Below are 17,498 nucleotides of genomic sequence, written 5' to 3' on the forward strand. Positions count from 1 at the left end.
CGTCATCCCTTGACCGCCCCGCCGACGATCCCGGTGGTCACGCGGCCCTGCAGCACCAGGAAGACCGCCAGCACCGGCAGCATGAACAGCGTCGAGGCGGCCATCGTGGCGCCCCAGTCGGTGCCGAAGGTGTTGCTGAACGAGGACAGCCACACCGGCAACGTCCGGTCGTCCTGGTCCTTGATGATCAGCACGTTGGCGAAGGCGAACTCGTTCCACGCGGTGATGAACCCGAACAGCGACGTGGCCAGCAGCCCCGGCGCGAGCAGCGGGAACACCACCCGCCGGAACGCCTGCGCCCGCGAGCACCCGTCCACCAGGGCGGCCTCCTCCAGGTCGACGGGGATGGCGGCGAGGAACCCGCGCAACGTCACGACGGTGAACGGCAGGGTGATCATGAAGTAGACGAGCGTGAGCATCCACAGGGTGTCGAGCGTCCCGGTGTCCCGCGCGATCACGTAGACCGGGATGAGCAGCGCCTCCCACGGCGTCATCTGCGCGACGAACACCATGAGGATGAACCCGCGCCGCCCCTTCCAGCGCAGCCGCGCCACCGCGAACGCCGCCATCAGCGCGACCACCAGGGCCAACAGCACCGCTCCGCCCGCGACCAGCAGGCTGTTGCGCCAGAACGACCAGAACCCCTGCGCGGCCACCGCCGTGCCGAAGTGGTCGAACGTCAGCGAGAACGGCAGGAACGTCGGCGTCGCGGCCTGGATGTCGCGCGTCGGCTTGAACGCCGTCAGCACCATCCAGTACACCGGGAACACCGAGACCGCGAACACCGCCAACGCCGCCACCGCGCGCAGCACCCGGCCGGTCACGAGACCTCCTCCTGCCGGTACATCTGCCGGAAGTACGCCAGCAGCGCGAGCACCAGCAGCAGCACCATGAGCATCGACACCGCCGCGCCCAGGTCGTAGCGCTGCAAGGACTGCGCCACCTGGAACGCGTACACCGGCAACGTGGTGGTGGCCTGCCCCGGACCGCCCTGGCTGATCACCCAGATCTGCACGAACGCCTTGACGACCCAGATCACCTCCAGGCAGGTGATCAGCCCGAACATGGCCCGCAGCATCGGGAACGTGATGGAGGCGAACACCCGCCACGCGCCCGCGCCGTCCATCCGGGCCGCCTCGTACAGCTCGCCCGGGACGGTGACCATCGCCGCGTACAGCGACAGCGCCGCGAACGGCACCGACTGCCACACGATCAGCGCCACCAGGATGGCGAACGTGGCCGGGCCGTCGGCGAACCACGCGTAGTCGCGGTAGCCCTCGAACCCCAGCTCCACCAGCAGCCAGTTGACCACCCCGAGCCGCGACTGGAACAGCCACTGGAACACCGTGGTCGCCGCGATCACCGGGGTCGCCCACACCAGCACCAGCCCCGCCATCACCAGCAGCCGCAGCCACCGGCCCAGCCGCACCAGCAGCAGCGCCACCAGCGTGGACAGCACCATGATCAGCACCACGTTGACCGCGGTGAACACCAGCGTCCGCCGCACCACCGCCCAGAACTCCGGGTCGGTCAGCACCCGCGCGTAGTTCGCCAGGCCGACGAACCGCGCGTCGCCGCGCACCAGCTGGGGCAGGCCGAATTCCTGCACCGAGATCACCACGTTGCGCGCCAACGGGTACAGCAGCAGGTACGCGGTGGCGAGCAACGTCGGCGAGATCAGCAGGTACGGCCACCACGACGTCCGACGCCGGCGCGGCGGGGGAGGGGTCGGCGGCGGGCGGTGCCGGACCGCCCGCGACAGCGTCGTCGACATCGCTAGGCGCCCGAGTTGAGCGCCTGGGCGATCACCCGGTCCGCCTCGGCCGCCGCGGCGGCCGGATCGGCGCCGGTCAGCACCGCGGTCAGGAACTCCTTGATCGGGTTGCGCGCCTCGACCGCCGCCCAGTTCGGCGAGTTCGGCGTGGCCCGCCCGTTGACCGCGCCGGCCGCCATCGCCGCCGCGCCGGGGTCGTCGCCGACCGCGCTCGCGAGGCTCGTCCGGTTCGGCACGTAGTTCATCGCCTTGGCCAGCTCGACCTGCCACTTCTCCCCGGCCAGCGCCTTGACCACCTGGTAGGCGCCGTCCTGGCGGGTGGAGGCGAGCGGGATGATCAGGTCGGAGCCGCCGGTGAACACCGCGCCGGGCCGGTCGGCGGTCTTGCCGGGGATGGGGAAGAAGCCGAGCTTGTCGGCGAGTTCGGGGTTGGCCTTGGCGACCAGCTTGGCCGCGCCGGGCACCGCGATGAACTGCGCGACCTTGCCGCCCGCCACCACGTCGGTCTGCTGCGGCTTGGCCTCGTCGGAGTCCTTCGGGCCGTCGCCCAACGCCTGCAGCCGCTGGTAGAAGTCCGCCCCGGCCAACGCCTGCGGTGTGCTCAGCGAGCCGGACCACTGGTCGCCCCGCTGCTCGGCGAGGTCGCCGCCCTCGTCCCAGACGAACCCGGACAGCACGTACCAGTTCTGGCCCGGCAGGTAGATGCCCTGGGTGTCGCCCTGGTCGAGCTTCGCGGTGGCGGCCAGCCACTCGTCCCGCGTCTTCGGCGGCGTCACGCCGGCCGCCTCGAACAGGTCCTTGCGGTAGATGACGACCCGGTTGGCCGCGTAGAACGGGATGCCGAACTGCTTGCCGCCCACCGCGCCCGGCTCGGCCAGGCCGGGGATCCAGTCCCCGCCGCCCAGCTCGCCGACCTTGCCGGACAGGTCGGTGACGCCGTCGCTGGCCGCGTACTGGGCGACCTGCGTGTTGCCGACCTCGATCACGTCGGGCGGGTCGGTGCTGGCCAGGGCACTGGCCACCTTCTGCGTGATGCCGTTCCACTCCTGGATCTGGACCTTGACGTCCAGTTCGGGGTGGTCCCGCTCGAACTCGGTCTCGAAGCGGGCGGTGAAGTCGTCGGTGGCGGTGTCCTTCATCAGCCAGACGGTGATCTCCTGCTTGCCGCCCGACGCGTCGGGACCGGAGCCGCAGGCGGACAGGGTGAGTCCCAGAGCGAGGACGAAGGCGACGGAGCGGTTCGGCACGTCTCACCTCTCAGCTGACCAATTGGTAAACCCAGGTGGAGCGTGTCCGAAGATGGCATAGACCAATGTGACAGTCGACACCCAGTTCACAGCCGTGAGAGCGCTCTCGATCTTCGTCAAGAGGCACTTGACCACTGGTCTGACATACTGGCCACGGGACAGGGCAAGACGAAGTGAGGCGGCATGGCCGAACCGATCCTCAAGCGCGAGCGGGTGCGCGACTACCTGCTCGAACTCATCGAGACGCACCCGCCGGGCGTGCCCATCCCGGCCGAGCGCGTGCTGTGCCGGCAGCTGTCCGTCTCCCGGCCCACGCTCCGCTCGGCGGTGGCCGAACTGGTCAACACCGGCCTGCTCATCCGCCAGCACGGCCGGGGCACGTTCGTCGCGCCGGCCAAGATCACCCAGGAACTCGTGTCCGGCGACCGGGCCATGACCCTGCCGCAGGCGGGCGGCGCGTGGACCAGCCGCGTCCTGGAGCACGCCCGCATCCCGGCCGGCGCGCGCGTCGGCCGCAAGCTGCGCGTGTCACCGGCCGCCGAGATCACCTACATCGCCCGGCTGCGGCTGGTCGACGGCGCGCCGATGGCGATCGAGCACCTGCACGTCCCGGTCGCCGTCGCCCCGGACCTGACCGTCGAGGACATGGAGTCGGGCAACTTCTACGACCGGCTGGCCGACCACGGCGTGCACGTCAGCGACGCGGTGCAGTCCATCGAGCCGACCGTCACCAACGACGTCGAGTCCGACCTGCTCGGCGTGCCGGTGTTCGCGCCCGCCCTGCTGTTCGAACGCCTGACCAACGACACCACCGGCCGCCCGGTCGAGTACGTCCACTCGCTGTACCGGGGCGACCGCTACCGCATCGTCTCGCGGCTCTCCCTCGCCCCGACCGCGCCCTCGCCGGGCGCCCGCGAGGGCCACCACCCCGGCATCCCGCCGGGCGACCTGTCGTCGGCCGGCCCGGTCCGCTCGGCCACCACCGGCGACGTCCAGTAGCCGTCGGCGACGGGTGCGAGTCGCCCTGCGGCATACGCCCTGTGCTGCGACGATGGGGCCTCCTCGATGGACCCGGCACGACCAAGGAGGACCCCGTGGCATCCCGCCTCAACCCGTACATCAGCTTCGCCGGCAACGCCCGGGAGGCGATGGAGTTCTACGAATCCGTCTTCGGCGGCACCCTCAGGCTCGACACCTTCGGCGAGTTCAGCGGCCCCGAGGCCCCGGAAGCCGAGAAGATCATGCACGGCATGCTGGAGACCGACAACGGCTTCACCCTCATGGCCGCCGACACGCCGCCCGGCATGCCGCACAACCCCGGCGACAACATCAACATCAGCCTCAGCGGCGACGACGTCGACGAGCTGCGCGGCTACTGGGAGAAGCTGTCCGCCGACGGCACCGTCACCGTCCCGCTCGAGAAGCAGATGTGGGGCGACGAGTTCGGCGCCTGCCAGGACCGCTTCGGCATCGGCTGGATGGTCAACATCTCCGGCTCCTAGACCGGTCCACCGTCCCGCCCGAGCAGCGCCACCACCTCCGCGGCGCACCCCCAGGACAGCGTGACGCCCGCGCCGCCGTGGCCGTAGCACGACACCACGGGGCGCCCGTCGCGCTCGACCCGGTCCAGCCGCACGGCCGACCGCGCCGGGCGCAGGCCCACACCCCGGCTCGCCACGAGCGCGGCGCGCAGCGCGGGCACCAGGTCGCGCACGCGGGTCAGGATCGCGGTCTCCACCCCGGGCGACGGGTCCACCGACCACGCGCCGCGCTCGGCCGTGCCGCCGCACACCACGTCGTGGTCCCGCGGCACGACGTAGGTGAGCCCGGCCGGGTTGTCGTCGTCGATCAGCCAGTCGGTGAGGCCGGGGTTCGCCAGCCGCACGACCTGGCCGCGCACCGGCGTCACGTCCTCGTCGGCCAGCAGCCCGCCGGAGCGCAACCCGGCGGCCACGACCACCGCTCCTTCGACGTCGGCCAGGTCCCGCACCTCGCCGACCACCGTGCGCACGCCCGCCGCAGCCACCAGCCACGGCAGGTACCGGCCCATGTCGATCACCGGCAACGTGCACCGCGTCGCGCTCGGCACGCCGTGGGGCAGCCCGTCGAGGACCGTCTCGGCCGACGCCACGGCCGCCGTCCACCAGAGGTCCGGCGACGCCGTGCGGTGCAGCACCAGCCCCGACCGCAGCGAGACGCCCGTCCCCGGGTCGGCGGCCAGTTCGGTGAAGGCCCGCAACGACCGCGCGCCCCACCGCAGCACCGCGTCGGCCGGTGCGGCCTCGTACGGGAACCACACCGCCGCGGCCACCGCCGACGTGGTGCGGTCGGGCGGGTCGGCGGCGAGGACGGTGACGTCGTGCCCGGCACGCGCCAACTCGTGCGCGCACGTGTACCCGATCACCCCGCCGCCGATGACGGTCACCTTCATCCGATCATCATGCCGCTCCCGCGACGGCCCCGGAACGGCCGACCGGCGCGACCCCGACGTCACGCCACACCGTGCCCCGCCGTTCGTGCGCGAACAGCCGCTCCGCCTCGTGCGCGATCCGCGGCCCCAGCTCGCGTTCCAGCAGGTACAGCCCCAGGTCGATCCCTGATGTCACGCCGGCGGCCGTCACCAGGTCCCCGTCGTCGACCACGCGGGCGGCGACGGCTTGCGCGCCCGTGGCGGCCAGCGCGTCGAGGCCCAGGTGGTTCGTGGTCGCCGTGCGGCCCACGAGCAGGCCGGCGAGGGCGAGCACCAGCGAACCGCCGCACACCGTGGCGACGGTGACGCCCGGCCGGTCGAGGGCTTCCCCGACCAGGGCCGGCAGTCCGGTCCGCGCCGCGGCGGCGAGCCGGGCCTGAACACCGTCCTCCGGCACGTCGACCGGCCCGTCCGGGAGGCGGCCCGCCGCGCCGGGCACGACGACCAGGCCGGCCCGCGCGGGGTCGAGCGCGGCCGTCGCCCGCAACGAGAGCGGCCCGATCCCGCTCGGCACCTCCCGCGGCCCCTCGGCCGACACCAGTTCGACCTCCAACGCCCCACCCGCGATCACGCCGCCGGCTCCCAGCACCTCGTACGGTGCGATGACGTCCAGCGGGTCGAAACCGTCGAACAACACGATCTGCGCCAGCACCAGGTCCTCCAACTCGTGGGTGTCCCGCGACGCTAACCACGGCCACCGCCCGCCGGAACTGGCTGGAATGCCAACCTTCCACGGATTCTCGCCAATGCTGTGACCAGGGATGACGCCCAAAGTCACTGCTCACAGCCTTGGCTGGCACACGCTGGACGCCTACGGTGTCGCCATGCTCACCGTGGCCGTGCTGGCGCTCGACCAGGTCATCCCCTTCGACCTGGCGACCCCGATCGAGGTGTTCACCCGCACCCGCCTGCCCGACGGCCGTCCCGCCTACCGGGTCGGCGTCTGCGGCGCCACGCCCACGGTCGACGCGGGCGCGTTCACGCTCCAGCCACCGTGGGGCCTCGCCGCCCTCGCCGACGCCGACACGATCGTCCTGCCCGGCTGCGCCGACCCCACCGCCCCCGTCCCGGACGAGGTCCGCGACGCCCTGCGCCAAGCCGCCGCCCGCGGCACCCGCATCGCCTCGATCTGCACCGGCGCGTTCACCCTCGCCGCCACCGGGTTGCTCGACGGGCAGCGCGCCACCACGCACTGGCTGGCCGCCGCGGCGCTCGCCGAACGGCATCCGGCGATCGACGTGGACCCGGACGTCCTCTACGTCGACAACGGCCAGTTCCTCACCTCCGCGGGCGCCGCCGCCGGGCTCGACCTGTGCCTGCACCTCATCCGCCGCGACCACGGCTCGGCGGTCGCCGCCGACGCCGCCCGCCTGTCCGTCATGCCCCTGGAGCGCGAGGGCGGGCAGGCCCAGTTCATCGTCCACGACCAGCCGCCGGCCCCGCGTGGTTCCGCCCTCGAACCCCTCCTGCGGTGGATGGAGGACAACGCGGCGCGAGACCTCACGCTGGAGGAGATCGCCGACCACGCAGGCCTGAGCACCCGCACCCTCAACCGCCGGTTCCGCGAGCAGACCGGCACCACGCCGCTCCAGTGGCTCCTCCGCGCCCGCATCCGCCAGGCGCAGCACCTGCTGGAGGCCACCGCGCACCCGGTGGACCGGATCGCGGGCCAGGTGGGCTTCGGCTCGTCCACCGCGTTCCGCGACCGCTTCAAGCGGATCGTCGGCACGACGCCGAACGCCTACCGCGCCGCGTTCCGACGACACGCCCACGCCTGACCCGCTGAGCGGTTCGGCGGCTTGCCCGCGTGGCGTGGATCACCTACGGTCGAACGAAAGTGAATACGTTTCGCGTATCTCGGGGAGTGCGGATGCCGGTCTCACGACGGTCGTTAGCAGCGTCCGCGCTGGTCGCCGCGCTGGTCGTGGTCGGGTTGCCGACGGCGGACGCGGCCGTGCCGCCGTACCTGGTGGGGCGCGGCATCTCCGACGTCACGGGCCCGGCCGCGGAGAACGGCATGATGGGCTACTCGGCGTTCGACCAGAAGACCACCGGCATCCACCAGCGGCAGCGGTCGCGGGCGTACGTCGTCGTCGACCAGGCCACCGGCAAGCGGGTCGCGTACGTCAACGCCGACCTGGCGATGATCTTCCGCGCGGTGCAGGAAGCCGTGCTCGCGAAGCTCCAGGCCCGTTACGGCGCCCTCTACACGCGCGAGAACGTGCTGCTCTCCGCCACCCACACGCACGCCGGCCCCGGCGGCTACTCGCACAACCTCGCCTACAACCTGTCGATCCTCGGCCTGCAGCCTCAGACGTTGGCCGCGATCACCGACGGCATCACCGAGTCGATCGTGCGGGCGCACGACGACCTCAAGCCGGGCGAGCTGTCCCTGGGCCGCGGCGAGCTGACCGACGCCAGCGTGAACCGGTCGCGGGTCGCGTTCGAGCGCAACCCGGACAAGGGCCACTTCCCGCTGGCCATCGACCCGGCCATGACCGTGCTGCGGTTCCGGCAGAACGGCGAGGACGTCGGCGCGATCAGCTGGTTCGCCACCCACAACACGTCCATGACGAACAAGAACACGCTGATCAGCCCGGACAACAAGGGCTACGCGTCCTACCAGTGGGAGCACGACGACCGCGGCGTGCGCTACCTGGAGGACCGGCCCGGCTTCGTCGCCGCGTTCCCCAACACCAACGCCGGCGACATGTCGCCGAACCTCAACCTCCGGCCGGGATCGGGGCCCACGGAGGACGAGGTCGAGAACACCCGGATCATCGGCGAGCGGCAGAACCGCAAGGCGCAGCAGGTGTTCGCCGGTCCCCAGACGCCCGTCACCGGGGGAGTGGACCACCGGATGCGGTTCGTCGACATGTCGGCGGTCGCGGTCGACGGCCGGCACACGACGGACGGACGGCCCGGCACGACGTGCCCCGGCGTGGTCGGCGCGTCGACGATGGCGGGCAGCGTCGAGGACGGTCCCGCGATCCCCGGCTTCGGCGAGGGCATGACGAGCCCGTGGAAGGCGCTGTTCGAGCCGCTGGACGTCGAGGTGCCGCAGTGGTTGCGGGACTGCCAGTACCCGAAGGCGTCGCTGGTGCCGACCGGCCTGGTGCAGGCCACGCCGAACGTCCTGCCGTTGCAGATCGTGCGCATCGGACAGCTGCACCTGGTCGCCGTGCCCGGCGAGGTGACGATCGTCGCGGGCCTGCGCATCCGCCGGACGGTGGCCGCCGAGGCGGGCGTGCCGCTGGAGGACGTGCTGGTACAGGGCTACGCCAACGACTACAGCCAGTACGTCACCACCCCGGAGGAGTACGACCTCCAGCAGTACGAGGGCGGGTCGACGCTGTTCGGCCGCAACACCCTGCCCGCGTACCAGCAGGAGTTCGGCAAGCTCGCCGCCTCCCTGCGGACGGGCACGCCGCTCGCGCCCGGCGCGACGCCGACCACGCCGCCGTTCACCGGCATCAACCTCCAGACGGGCGTGGTGTTCGACGACAAGGCCCCGTGGCACCAGTTCGGCCAGGTCCTCACCCAGCCGGCCCCGGCCTACGCGCGCGGGCAGACCGCGACCGCGGTGTTCGTGACCGGGCACCCGAAGAACGACCTGCGCCGCAACGGCACGTTCCTGGAGGTCCAGCGCCTGGTGGACGGCCGGTGGACCCGGCACGCCGACGACGGCGACTGGTCCACCCGCTACCGCTGGCAGCGCGAGGGCGTCGCGAACTCGAACGCCACCGTCACGTGGACGATCCCCGCCGACACGCCGGCCGGCGCCTACCGCCTCGTGCACCACGGGAACTGGAAGAGCGGGTGGACGGGCGGGATCACCGCGTTCACCGGCGCGACCAGGACGTTCACCGTCGGCTAGCGCCGCGGGGTTCCCGGCTGTGCCGGTATCGGAAAGGGCTTAGCCCTCGCGGTCCAGCGGGCCCCAGTTCGTGGCGGCGTGCTCGTCTACCAGGCGCTCGCACTCCTCCAGCACGTCGTCCGCGATCCACCCGATCGGGTGACCACACTCGACCAGCGGCTCGTTGTCCGGCCCGCGGCCCACCTCGGTGCCCTCCAGGATCCACGGCCGCGTGCCCGGACCACGGCGTTCCCGCAGGTGGCGGTAGTCGTGCAGGCGGCGCGCCACCCAGAGCCGCAGCGGCCGGTCGCCCCACCACGGCTCGATCGCCAGCGAGTTGGCGGACAGGCCCGGCAGCCGCACGCCGCTCAGCCCGTCCCGGCTGCGCCGGTCGCTGTCCGCTTCCGGCCCCTGCGACCAGCGCACGTACAGCTCGCGTGCGGGCGCGCGGTCCTCTACCAACGTGACGAGGTCGGCGAGATCGGCGAAGGTGCGCATGCGCCGGGGTTACCGCGCCGGCGGAGGTTCGAACACGGAAGTCCCGGGTATGAGCTAGAACATGACGGAAGCGACGACGACGGCCCGGCACTCGCTGTGGTCGGAGGCGATCCCGCACGGCCGGTTCCCGGCGCTCACCGGCGAGACCTCGGTGGACGTGGCGGTGGTCGGCGGCGGCATCACGGGTGTCACCACGGCGTTGCTGCTCAAGCGCGCGGGACTGCGGGTCGCGCTCGTCGAGGCCGACCGGGTGGGCAGCGGGGTGAGCGGCAACAACACCGCCAAGGTGACCGCGCTCCAGTCCACAATGTACTCGACCATCGAGAAGAAGCACGGGGCCGACGCGGCGGCCGACTACGCCAACGGCAACGTGGCGGCCGTCGAGCGGGTGGCGGCGCTGGCGTCCGAAGAGGGCGTCGAGTGCGAGCTCCGCCGCATGCCCGCCTACACCTTCGCGTTCGACGAGAGCGAGCTGTCCTCCATCGAGGAGGAGGCCACCGCCGCCATCAAGGCGGGGCTGCCGGTGTCCCGCGACCGCGGCGAGCTGATGGGCGTGCCGTTCCCGGTGGCGGGCGCGGTGCGGCTGGACGACCAGCTGCTCATCCACCCCGCGAAGTACGTGCGCGGCCTCGCCGAGATCGTGGACGGCGAAGGCTCCCGCGTGTTCGAGGGCAGCCGCGTGCAGCGCATCGAGGACGGCAAGCCGGCCCGCGTTCACACCGACGGGGGAACCGTCGTCGCCGAACGGGTCGTGGTGGCCACGCACTACCCGATCCTGGACCGCGGCCTGTACTTCGCGCGGCTGGAACCCATGCGCTCCTACTGCGTCGCCGTGACGCTGAAGTCCGGCACGCCGCCGACCGGCCTCGCCATCAGCGCGGGCAGCCCCACCTGGTCGCTGTCGCGGTCGGGCGACCTGCTGATCGTCTCCGGCCGCAGCCACGCGACCGGCTCGTCGCCGGGCGAGCCGTACGACGAGCTGGCCGCGTTCGCCCGCGAGCACTGGGACGTCGGCGAGGTCACCCACCGCTGGTCCGCGCAGGACCCGACGCCCTACGACAACCTGCCCATGATCGGCCCGTACACGCCGGGCTCGACCACGCTGTACGGCGCGACCGGGTTCATGAAGTGGGGCCTGAGCAACGGCACGATGGCCGCCGAGCTGCTGACCGACCTCATCGTGGGCCGGTCGAACAGCCTGACCGAGCGGTTCAGCCCGCACCGGATGACGCTCGGCGCCACGCCGAAGCTCGCGAAGCTGAACGCCAAGGTCGCCGTGGACCTGGTCGGCGACCGACTCAAGCGGGCCGAGGTGGACTCCGTCGCCGAGGTGCCGGTCGGGGAGGCGCGCGTGGTGCGCGACGGCAGCGGCAAGGCCGGTGTCTACCGCGACGAGGCGGGCGGCGTGCACGGCGTGTCGTTGCGCTGCACGCACCTGGGCTGCCTGGTGCGGTTCAACCCGGCCGAGCGCAGCTGGGACTGCCCGTGCCACGGCTCCCGCTTCGACGTGGACGGTTCGGTGTTGGAGGGCCCCGCGACCAAGCCGCTGCCCCGGCGTGATCCCGCCTGATGACCGTGGGCGTCGAGGAGGAGTTCCTCCTCGTGGACCCGTCGACGCGTCGCCCGGTGGCACGGGCCGTCGAGGTGCTGTCCCGCGTCGGCGACCTGCCGCCGGGGTCGGCGGTCCACCGCGAGCTGATCGGCACGCAGGTCGAGTTCGCCACCGGCGTCTGCGCGGACCTGGCGGAACTGCGGGACCAGCTGGTGGCGGGCCGCCGTGCGCTGGCCGACGCCGCGCGCGCCGAGGGGCTGCTGCTCGTCGCGTCCGGCACGCCGCCCCTGGCCGATCCCGCGCCGCCGCTGAGCGTGGGGGAGCGGTTCACCCGGATCGAGGGCATGTACCGGGCCCAGGTGACGGACTACCAGTGCTGCGGCTGCCACGTGCACGTCGGCGTGCCCGACCGGGACACGGCGGTGCACGTCGCCGACCACCTGCGGCCGTGGCTGCCGACGTTGCTGGCCCTGAGCGGGAACTCGCCGTTCGACCAGGGCCGTGATACCGGGTACGCGAGCGGCCGGATGCTCCAGCAGGCGGGGTTCCCCGGTTCGGGAGTGCCGCCGGTGTTGCGGACCGCCGCCCGGCACGACGAGCTGGTGGCCCGGCTGGTCGACTGCGGGGTGCTGGTGGACGGCAGCATGACGTTCTGGCTGGCCCGGCCGTCGCCCCGGTACCCGACCGTGGAGGTCCGCGCGGCGGACACGGCCGCGACGGTGGACGACGCCGTGCTGCAAGCGGGCCTGACCAGGGCGCTCGTGGACACCGCGCGCGCCGCCGGTGAGCCGCCGGAGCTGGACGAGCAGGTGCTGGCCGCCGCCGTGTGGTCCGCCGCCCGGTACGGGCTGACCGGTTGGGGCGTCGACCCGTTCGCCGGCCGCCAGGTGCCCGCGGTCGAGCTGGTGGAGGCGCTGCTGGAGCACGTGTCCGACGCGCTGGGCGACGACCGCGACCTGGTCCGGTCGCTCGTGAGCCGCGTGCTGACGGACGGGACGGGCGCCGAGCGGCAGCGTGCCGCCGGTTCACCCGAAGACGCCGTCGATCTGCTCGCGTGCACCCCGGCCGGAACGGGTAGTCCAGCGCCATGACCACTGTGGACCAGGCCGACCGCACCGCCCACCGCACCCCGGACCGGGCCGTGCTGCCCACGCCGCGCGGACCCCTGTCCGGCGCCGTCGTCAACGCCCTGCGCGCCGACCCGCCGGCGGCCGACCTGCCCTCGCACGTCGAGGCGGACGCCTACGGCGAAGACCTCCAACTCGCCCTGCACGTGTGCTACGAGCTGCACTACCAGGGCTTCGCCGGCGTGTCGGACGAGTGGGAGTGGGACCCGGGCCTGTTGCGGTTCCGGGCCGCGCTCGAACGGGTGTTCCTGGACGCGCTGCGCGCCGACGTGCCCGGCGGCACGGACCTCGACGCCGTGCTGGGCGAACTGCTGGTCGAACCGGTCGACGGCGTGGGCGTCAGCCACCACCTCAAGGACGAGGGCGAGTGGTGGCAGATGCGGGAGTACCTCGCGTTGCGCTCGATCTACCACCTGAAGGAAGCCGACCCGCACGCGTGGGTGATCCCACGCCTGCGCGGCAAGGCCAAGGCCGCGCTGGTGGCGGTCGAGTTCGACGAGTTCGGCGGCGGACGCGCCGACCGCATGCACTCGCGCCTGTTCGGGGACCTCCTCGTCGGCGCCGGGCTCGACGACGGCTACCTGCGGTACCTCGAGCACGCGCCGGCCGTGATGCTGGCGACGGTGAACTTCATGTCGCTGTGCGGCCTGCACCGGTCGTTGCGCGGCGCCCTGGTGGGGCACTTCGCCGCCGCCGAGATCACCACCGCGCCCAGCGCGACGCGGATGGCGAAGGCGTTGGAGCGGATGGGCGCCCACCCCGACTGCGTCGAGTTCTTCACCGAGCACATCGAGGCGGACGCGGTGCACGAGCAGGTCATGCGCCGGGACGTCATCGGCGACCTCGTCGCCCGGGAACCGGAGCTGACCGCGTCGGTGGTGTTCGGCGTGCAGGGCACGGAACTGCTGGAACAACGCCTGGGCGAGCACCTGCTGGGCGCGTGGGAAGAGGGGCGGACGGCGTTGCGCCTGCCCCTCTGACCCCTCTGACGCGCCCGGCCCCTGACCGCCCTCGCCGTCAGTGCCGCTTGCGGTGGCTCGTGTCGCACAACGGGTAGCGCTTGCTGCGGCGGCACGCGCACACCGCGACCACGAACCGGTCCGAGCACACCACCGTGCCGTCGTCCAACCGCAGCTCGACGGGCCCTTCCACCAGGATCGGCCCGCCGGGCACGACGGTCACCACTCGTGCGTCACGCGGCGTCGGCACGGATCACCACCAGCTCCTCCTGCTCCTGGTCGTCCTCGATGAGACCCCGCCGGGCCAGCCAGTCGGCCCGGCGGCGCATCACGGGTCCGAACGGGACGGTCCGGCGGGCCACGACGGACGCCTTCAAACCGCCGCCGCGCAACTGCCGCAGCGTGACGTCCGGATCGGACAACGTCGAGTGCACGATCAGCCCGAAACCCTTGGCCGCCAGCAACAACGGCAGCACCGCGCACAGCCGGTCGAGCACGGAACGGCCCGTAGGCCCCGCGTCCCACGCCCGCGCCGGGCCGCGGTCCGGCACCGCGACGCTCGGCACGTACGGCGGGTTGGCGGTCACGACGTCGTACTCGCCCCGGCCCACCAGATCCCCGAAATCGCCGCGCCGCACGCGCACGTCCACGCCGCGCAGCCGGGCGTTGACCCAGGCGGCCAGCACGGCACGCCGACACAGGTCGACCGCCGTCACCTCGCCGGCCCCGGCCAGCCCCGCGGTGACCGCCAACGCGCCGGTCCCCGTGCACACGTCGAGCACGCGCCCGCCCCGCGGCATCCCCGCACCCGCCAGGGCCTCGGCCATCAGCCACGTGTCTTCCTGCGGCCGGTACACGCCCGGCGGCCTCCACAACCACATAGCACTGTGGTTCCCGCCGTTCTCGGCGGCAAACGACGGCGCGGAACAGGATTCGGCCGCCGCGCACGGGGAATCCTGGCGGCCCGGACGTCCGGACAGGGAGGGTGTGGATGGGCGTGGTGGACGTGACGCGTGCGGCGGCAAGGGAACAGGTGCTCATCGCGATGCTCGGCATCCCGCGCCTGCTCGCGGACCCGGCGTGGCGGGACGCCGACCCGGACCAGGGACGCGGCGCCGGAGTGCTGCTCGTGCCCGGTTTCGGTTTCGGCGACGCCAGCCTGCGCCTGACCGCCACCTGGTTCCGCAAACGCGGTTACGTGCCCATCGGCGCCCGCATCGGCCTCAACGTCGGCTGCACGACGACCCTGCTCGACCGCCTGGAACGTCGGCTGGAGGCACACGCCGAGGCGACCGGCGGGAAGGTGATCCTGTTCGGACAGAGCCGGGGTGGCGGGCTGTCGCGGCTGCTGTCCGTGCGCAGGCCCGAACTGGTGCGTGGCCTGGTGATGCTCGCCAGCCCCGTGCTGGACCAGTTGGGAGCGCACCCGAGCGTGGTCCGGGTGGCACGCAAGCTCGCCCGCCTGTCCGCGGCCGGCCTGCCGGGGCTCGTGGACCAGGACTGCTTCGCGGGCCCGTGCTACGACACGAACTCCGCCGCCATGGGGCAGCCGCTGGAGGTGCCCGCCATCTCGGTGTACTCGCGCAACGACGCCATCGCGCCGTGGGAGCTGTGCGCCGACCCGTGCGCCGACTGCGTCGAGGTGAGCAGCAGCCACACCGGCATGGCGCTGGACCCGGAGGTGTACCGCGTCCTCGGTCCGCGTGTGGCCGAGTGGACGCGTGATCGGAGCGTGGCCGCGCTGTCGAACCGCGCGCCGGAACCGGTGTCGATGGCGGGCTGACGCTGCCCTGCTGTGACCACCTCCGTGAACGTGAACGTGTGCGGTGGTTCTTTGCCGCCTCAATTACTTCAGTGTTGACCAAAGGTCACTCTGGGGAACCGGCTCGTCTCGTTACGATGAATGTTCGTTGATCATTCACTCTGACGAGTGATTTTTCGTGCGATCCTGCCTGCGTGCGGCCACCCTGCGCCGCCGCACCCGGGGAGGAGACACCTTCGTGCGAGTACGACCCCTGCTGCATCCCCTTGCCCTTGTCGTTTCCGTCGTCACCGTCGCCGCGGCCCTGCTGATCCCGACCGCCGCCGCCGGCGCCACGCCGATCACCGTCGCCGAGGCCATCGGCCGGCAGACCGGCGCGTCGGCCACCGTCCGCGGGTACGTGGTCGGCCAGCCCACCGCGACGAACACCGTGGTGCGGTCGAACTTCCCGTCCGACTACGCGTTGGCCCTGGCCGACTCGCCCAGCCAGACCAGCACCAGCCAGATGCTGTACGTGCAGATCACGTCGGCGTTCCGGGCCCAGTGGGGCCTGCGGACCAACCCCGGCCTGCTCGGCGCGCGCATCGACGTCACCGGTCCGCTCAGCGCGTACTTCTCGCACCCCGGCCTCACGTCGCCGACCGCGTTCGCGCACGCCGGCACGACACCGACGAGCACCACGGGCCCCACCACCACGTCGTCCACGACGCCGGGCGGCGGCTACGACGACACGTACTACCGCGACGCGCTGGGCAAGACCGGCGCGTCGTTGAAGACCGCGTTGAACAGCATCATCCGCACCAACGCCAAGCTCTCCTACGACCAGGTGTGGGAGGCGTTGAAGGTCACCGACCAGGACCCGAACAACAGCGCCAACGTCATCCTGTTGTACACGGGGCGCTCGCAGAGCAAGACCCTCAACGGCGGCGACCCCGACGACTGGAACCGCGAGCACGTCTGGGCCAAGTCGCACGGCGACTTCGGCACGGCGACCGGTCCCGGCACGGACGTCCACCACCTGCGGCCGACCGACGTGTCGGTCAACGCCACCCGCGGCAACAAGGACTTCGACCTCGGCGGCGCGCCGGTCGCCGAGGCGCCCGGCAACTACACCGACGCGGACTCGTGGGAGCCGCGCAACGCCGTGAAGGGCGACGTCGCGCGGATGCTCTTCTACATGGCCGTGCGGTACGAGGGCAACGACGGCTACCCGAACCTGGAGATGAACAACAGCGTCAGCAACGGCACGGCGCCGTACCACGGCAAGCTGTCGGTGTTGTTGCAGTGGAACGCGCAGGACCCGCCGGACGCGTTCGAGAAGCGTCGGAACCAGGTCATCTACGACACGTTCCAGCGCAACCGCAACCCGTTCATCGACCACCCCGAGTGGGCGACGTCGATCTGGGGCTGAGCCCCCGGCGTCTTTCCCGGAACGCCTGTCCTCCTCCGTCTTCGGGCGGGTGAGGGCAGGCGTTCCGACGTTCCGGGGCTGTGGCCTCACGGTCGGATGTGGGCCTCGAACGCGTGTGTTGTCCGAATGGCCATGCCTGTCCCATGTGGACAGTGGTGTGACGGGCGGCGGCTGCCGACGTGTGCGGCGTTCTCGCGGACCGAGGCTGCCTCACTTGTGTGGTCGCTGTCAGGTTCTTGAGCGGTGCCGGTCCGGGGATTGTCACGCGGTGCGTCTGATTTCCTTCTGAACCCGGTCGCGGACCGGGGTGGCATCGCTCGACCTTGTGAACCCGATCGGTTCGCGGATCGCCGACAACCACACCGGCTAGGCGTGTCACGACCAACCGGATGAACGTCGGCGGACGGGCCGCAACCTGCCCGAGTGGTGTTGGGTTCCGCCGCTGCTTCTTGCTCTGGGTGACTGTTAGCTTGCGGACAGCAATGAACCCTAGTGCGGAGGCGACGGATGAAACGCCTGTTCGGCGTGGTGCTCAGCGGGCTTGTCGCGGCGGTGCTGCTGGTTCCCCTCGGGCCTGCGGCGCAGGCCGCGACCGGCAAGGTCGTGGTGTTCTCGGTCGAGGCGGTGCCGCTGGAGAACTACGACAACCCCGTGGGTTGCCGGCGGCTCCCGGCCGGCGCGCACGTCCTGGCGAACCTCACCGACGGTGACGTCACGATCTTCGGTGACCCGCTGTGCGTGTCACCGCTCGTGACGGTGGAGCCGGGGTACGGCACGCACGTGCCCACGTTCGGCGCCGCGTTCCGGGCCTGACCGGCGTGGCCGGCGGCGTGCCGTCCGGG

General features: G+C 72.1%; 17 protein-coding genes and 2 pseudogenes. 11 read left to right on the forward strand and 8 right to left on the reverse strand.

Annotated elements, in window-relative coordinates; genetic code table 11:
• Positions 1-2: 2 nt before the first annotated feature.
• From ACFQ3T_RS03485 to ACFQ3T_RS03495, 3 genes are read right to left on the reverse strand one after another with little or no spacing between them, the layout of a single operon-like run.
• Positions 3-824, reverse strand: a complete 822-nt coding sequence (locus ACFQ3T_RS03485; protein WP_380719655.1) for a carbohydrate ABC transporter permease — start codon at positions 822-824, stop codon at positions 3-5.
• Positions 821-1,774, reverse strand: coding sequence for a carbohydrate ABC transporter permease (locus ACFQ3T_RS03490; protein WP_380719657.1), 954 nt, complete (start codon positions 1,772-1,774; stop codon positions 821-823). The genes ACFQ3T_RS03485 and ACFQ3T_RS03490 overlap by 4 nt, the downstream gene beginning before the upstream one ends.
• A gap of 2 nt (positions 1,775-1,776) precedes the next feature.
• Positions 1,777-3,021: an extracellular solute-binding protein gene (locus ACFQ3T_RS03495; protein WP_380719659.1), complete on the reverse strand. Its 1,245-nt coding sequence runs from the start codon at positions 3,019-3,021 to the stop codon at positions 1,777-1,779.
• Between the two features lie 183 nt (positions 3,022-3,204).
• On the opposite strand from ACFQ3T_RS03495, the gene ACFQ3T_RS03500 reads away from it, so the two are divergent.
• A complete protein-coding gene (locus tag ACFQ3T_RS03500) occupies positions 3,205-4,020 on the forward strand; it encodes a GntR family transcriptional regulator (RefSeq protein ID WP_380719661.1) in 816 nt (271 codons plus the stop codon).
• Positions 4,021-4,115: 95 nt separating this feature from the next.
• Positions 4,116-4,523 (forward strand): VOC family protein, encoded by a 408-nt coding sequence (locus ACFQ3T_RS03505; protein ID WP_380719663.1) that lies wholly within the window; start codon positions 4,116-4,118, stop codon positions 4,521-4,523.
• Here the strand turns inward: ACFQ3T_RS03505 and ACFQ3T_RS03510 are convergent.
• Both ACFQ3T_RS03510 and ACFQ3T_RS03515 read right to left on the reverse strand, forming a co-directional pair.
• On the reverse strand, positions 4,520-5,452 hold the full coding sequence (locus ACFQ3T_RS03510) for an FAD-dependent oxidoreductase (protein WP_380719665.1): 933 nt from the start codon (positions 5,450-5,452) through the stop codon (positions 4,520-4,522). The genes ACFQ3T_RS03505 and ACFQ3T_RS03510 overlap by 4 nt on opposite strands.
• Positions 5,453-5,459: 7 nt before the next feature.
• On the reverse strand, positions 5,460-6,143 hold the full coding sequence (locus ACFQ3T_RS03515; protein ID WP_380719713.1) for a DJ-1/PfpI family protein: 684 nt from the start codon (positions 6,141-6,143) through the stop codon (positions 5,460-5,462).
• 172 nt (positions 6,144-6,315) lie between these two features.
• On the opposite strand from ACFQ3T_RS03515, the gene ACFQ3T_RS03520 reads away from it, so the two are divergent.
• Entirely contained in the window at positions 6,316-7,269 is a 954-nt protein-coding gene (locus ACFQ3T_RS03520) for a GlxA family transcriptional regulator (RefSeq protein WP_380719667.1), read from the forward strand.
• A 92-nt stretch (positions 7,270-7,361) separates the two neighbouring features.
• A complete protein-coding gene (locus ACFQ3T_RS03525) occupies positions 7,362-9,368 on the forward strand; it encodes a neutral/alkaline ceramidase (RefSeq protein ID WP_380719669.1) in 2,007 nt (668 codons plus the stop codon).
• A 39-nt stretch (positions 9,369-9,407) separates the two neighbouring features.
• On the opposite strand, the gene ACFQ3T_RS03530 is transcribed toward ACFQ3T_RS03525, so the two are convergent.
• Positions 9,408-9,845: a DUF6098 family protein gene (locus ACFQ3T_RS03530; protein WP_380719671.1), complete on the reverse strand. Its 438-nt coding sequence runs from the start codon at positions 9,843-9,845 to the stop codon at positions 9,408-9,410.
• Between the two features lie 61 nt (positions 9,846-9,906).
• Between ACFQ3T_RS03530 and ACFQ3T_RS03535 the strand changes: the two genes are divergently transcribed.
• The 3 genes from ACFQ3T_RS03535 to ACFQ3T_RS03545 are packed head-to-tail and all read left to right on the forward strand — an operon-like array spanning position 9,907 to position 13,504.
• Positions 9,907-11,415 carry an FAD-dependent oxidoreductase gene (locus ACFQ3T_RS03535; protein ID WP_380719673.1) on the forward strand — a complete coding sequence of 503 codons (1,509 nt, stop codon included), beginning with the start codon at positions 9,907-9,909 and terminating at the stop codon, positions 11,413-11,415.
• Positions 11,415-12,488, forward strand: a complete 1,074-nt coding sequence (locus tag ACFQ3T_RS03540) for a carboxylate-amine ligase (protein WP_380719675.1) — start codon at positions 11,415-11,417, stop codon at positions 12,486-12,488. The genes ACFQ3T_RS03535 and ACFQ3T_RS03540 overlap by 1 nt, the downstream gene beginning before the upstream one ends.
• Positions 12,485-13,504 (forward strand): iron-containing redox enzyme family protein, encoded by a 1,020-nt coding sequence (locus ACFQ3T_RS03545; protein WP_380719677.1) that lies wholly within the window; start codon positions 12,485-12,487, stop codon positions 13,502-13,504. The genes ACFQ3T_RS03540 and ACFQ3T_RS03545 overlap by 4 nt, the downstream gene beginning before the upstream one ends.
• 37 nt (positions 13,505-13,541) lie before the next feature.
• On the opposite strand, the gene ACFQ3T_RS03550 is transcribed toward ACFQ3T_RS03545, so the two are convergent.
• Both ACFQ3T_RS03550 and ACFQ3T_RS03555 read right to left on the reverse strand, forming a co-directional pair.
• The gene (locus ACFQ3T_RS03550) at positions 13,542-13,733 is read right to left on the reverse strand and encodes a CDGSH iron-sulfur domain-containing protein (protein WP_380719679.1); all 192 of its coding nucleotides are present in this window, start codon (positions 13,731-13,733) and stop codon (positions 13,542-13,544) included.
• Positions 13,717-14,364, reverse strand: a complete 648-nt coding sequence (locus ACFQ3T_RS03555) for a HemK2/MTQ2 family protein methyltransferase (RefSeq protein WP_380719681.1) — start codon at positions 14,362-14,364, stop codon at positions 13,717-13,719. Before ACFQ3T_RS03555 ends, ACFQ3T_RS03550 begins: the two co-directional genes overlap by 17 nt.
• Before the next feature lie 110 nt (positions 14,365-14,474).
• Between ACFQ3T_RS03555 and ACFQ3T_RS03560 the strand changes: the two genes are divergently transcribed.
• The 4 genes and pseudogenes from ACFQ3T_RS03560 to ACFQ3T_RS03575 all read left to right on the forward strand — a co-directional run bounded on the left by ACFQ3T_RS03560 (position 14,475) and on the right by ACFQ3T_RS03575 (position 17,469).
• On the forward strand, positions 14,475-15,266 hold the full coding sequence (locus tag ACFQ3T_RS03560; protein WP_380719683.1) for an esterase/lipase family protein: 792 nt from the start codon (positions 14,475-14,477) through the stop codon (positions 15,264-15,266).
• Between the two features lie 217 nt (positions 15,267-15,483).
• Positions 15,484-15,882, forward strand: a pseudogene (locus tag ACFQ3T_RS03565) (DUF6359 domain-containing protein); the annotation flags it as partial.
• A gap of 90 nt (positions 15,883-15,972) precedes the next feature.
• Positions 15,973-16,656, forward strand: a pseudogene (locus ACFQ3T_RS03570) (endonuclease I family protein); the annotation flags it as partial.
• A gap of 507 nt (positions 16,657-17,163) precedes the next feature.
• Positions 17,164-17,469, forward strand: coding sequence for a hypothetical protein (locus tag ACFQ3T_RS03575; protein WP_380719685.1), 306 nt, complete (start codon positions 17,164-17,166; stop codon positions 17,467-17,469).
• Positions 17,470-17,498: the final 29 nt, after the last annotated feature.

This window comes from Saccharothrix hoggarensis (assembly GCF_042678885.1).
GTDB lineage: Bacteria > Actinomycetota > Actinomycetes > Mycobacteriales > Pseudonocardiaceae > Actinosynnema > Actinosynnema hoggarensis.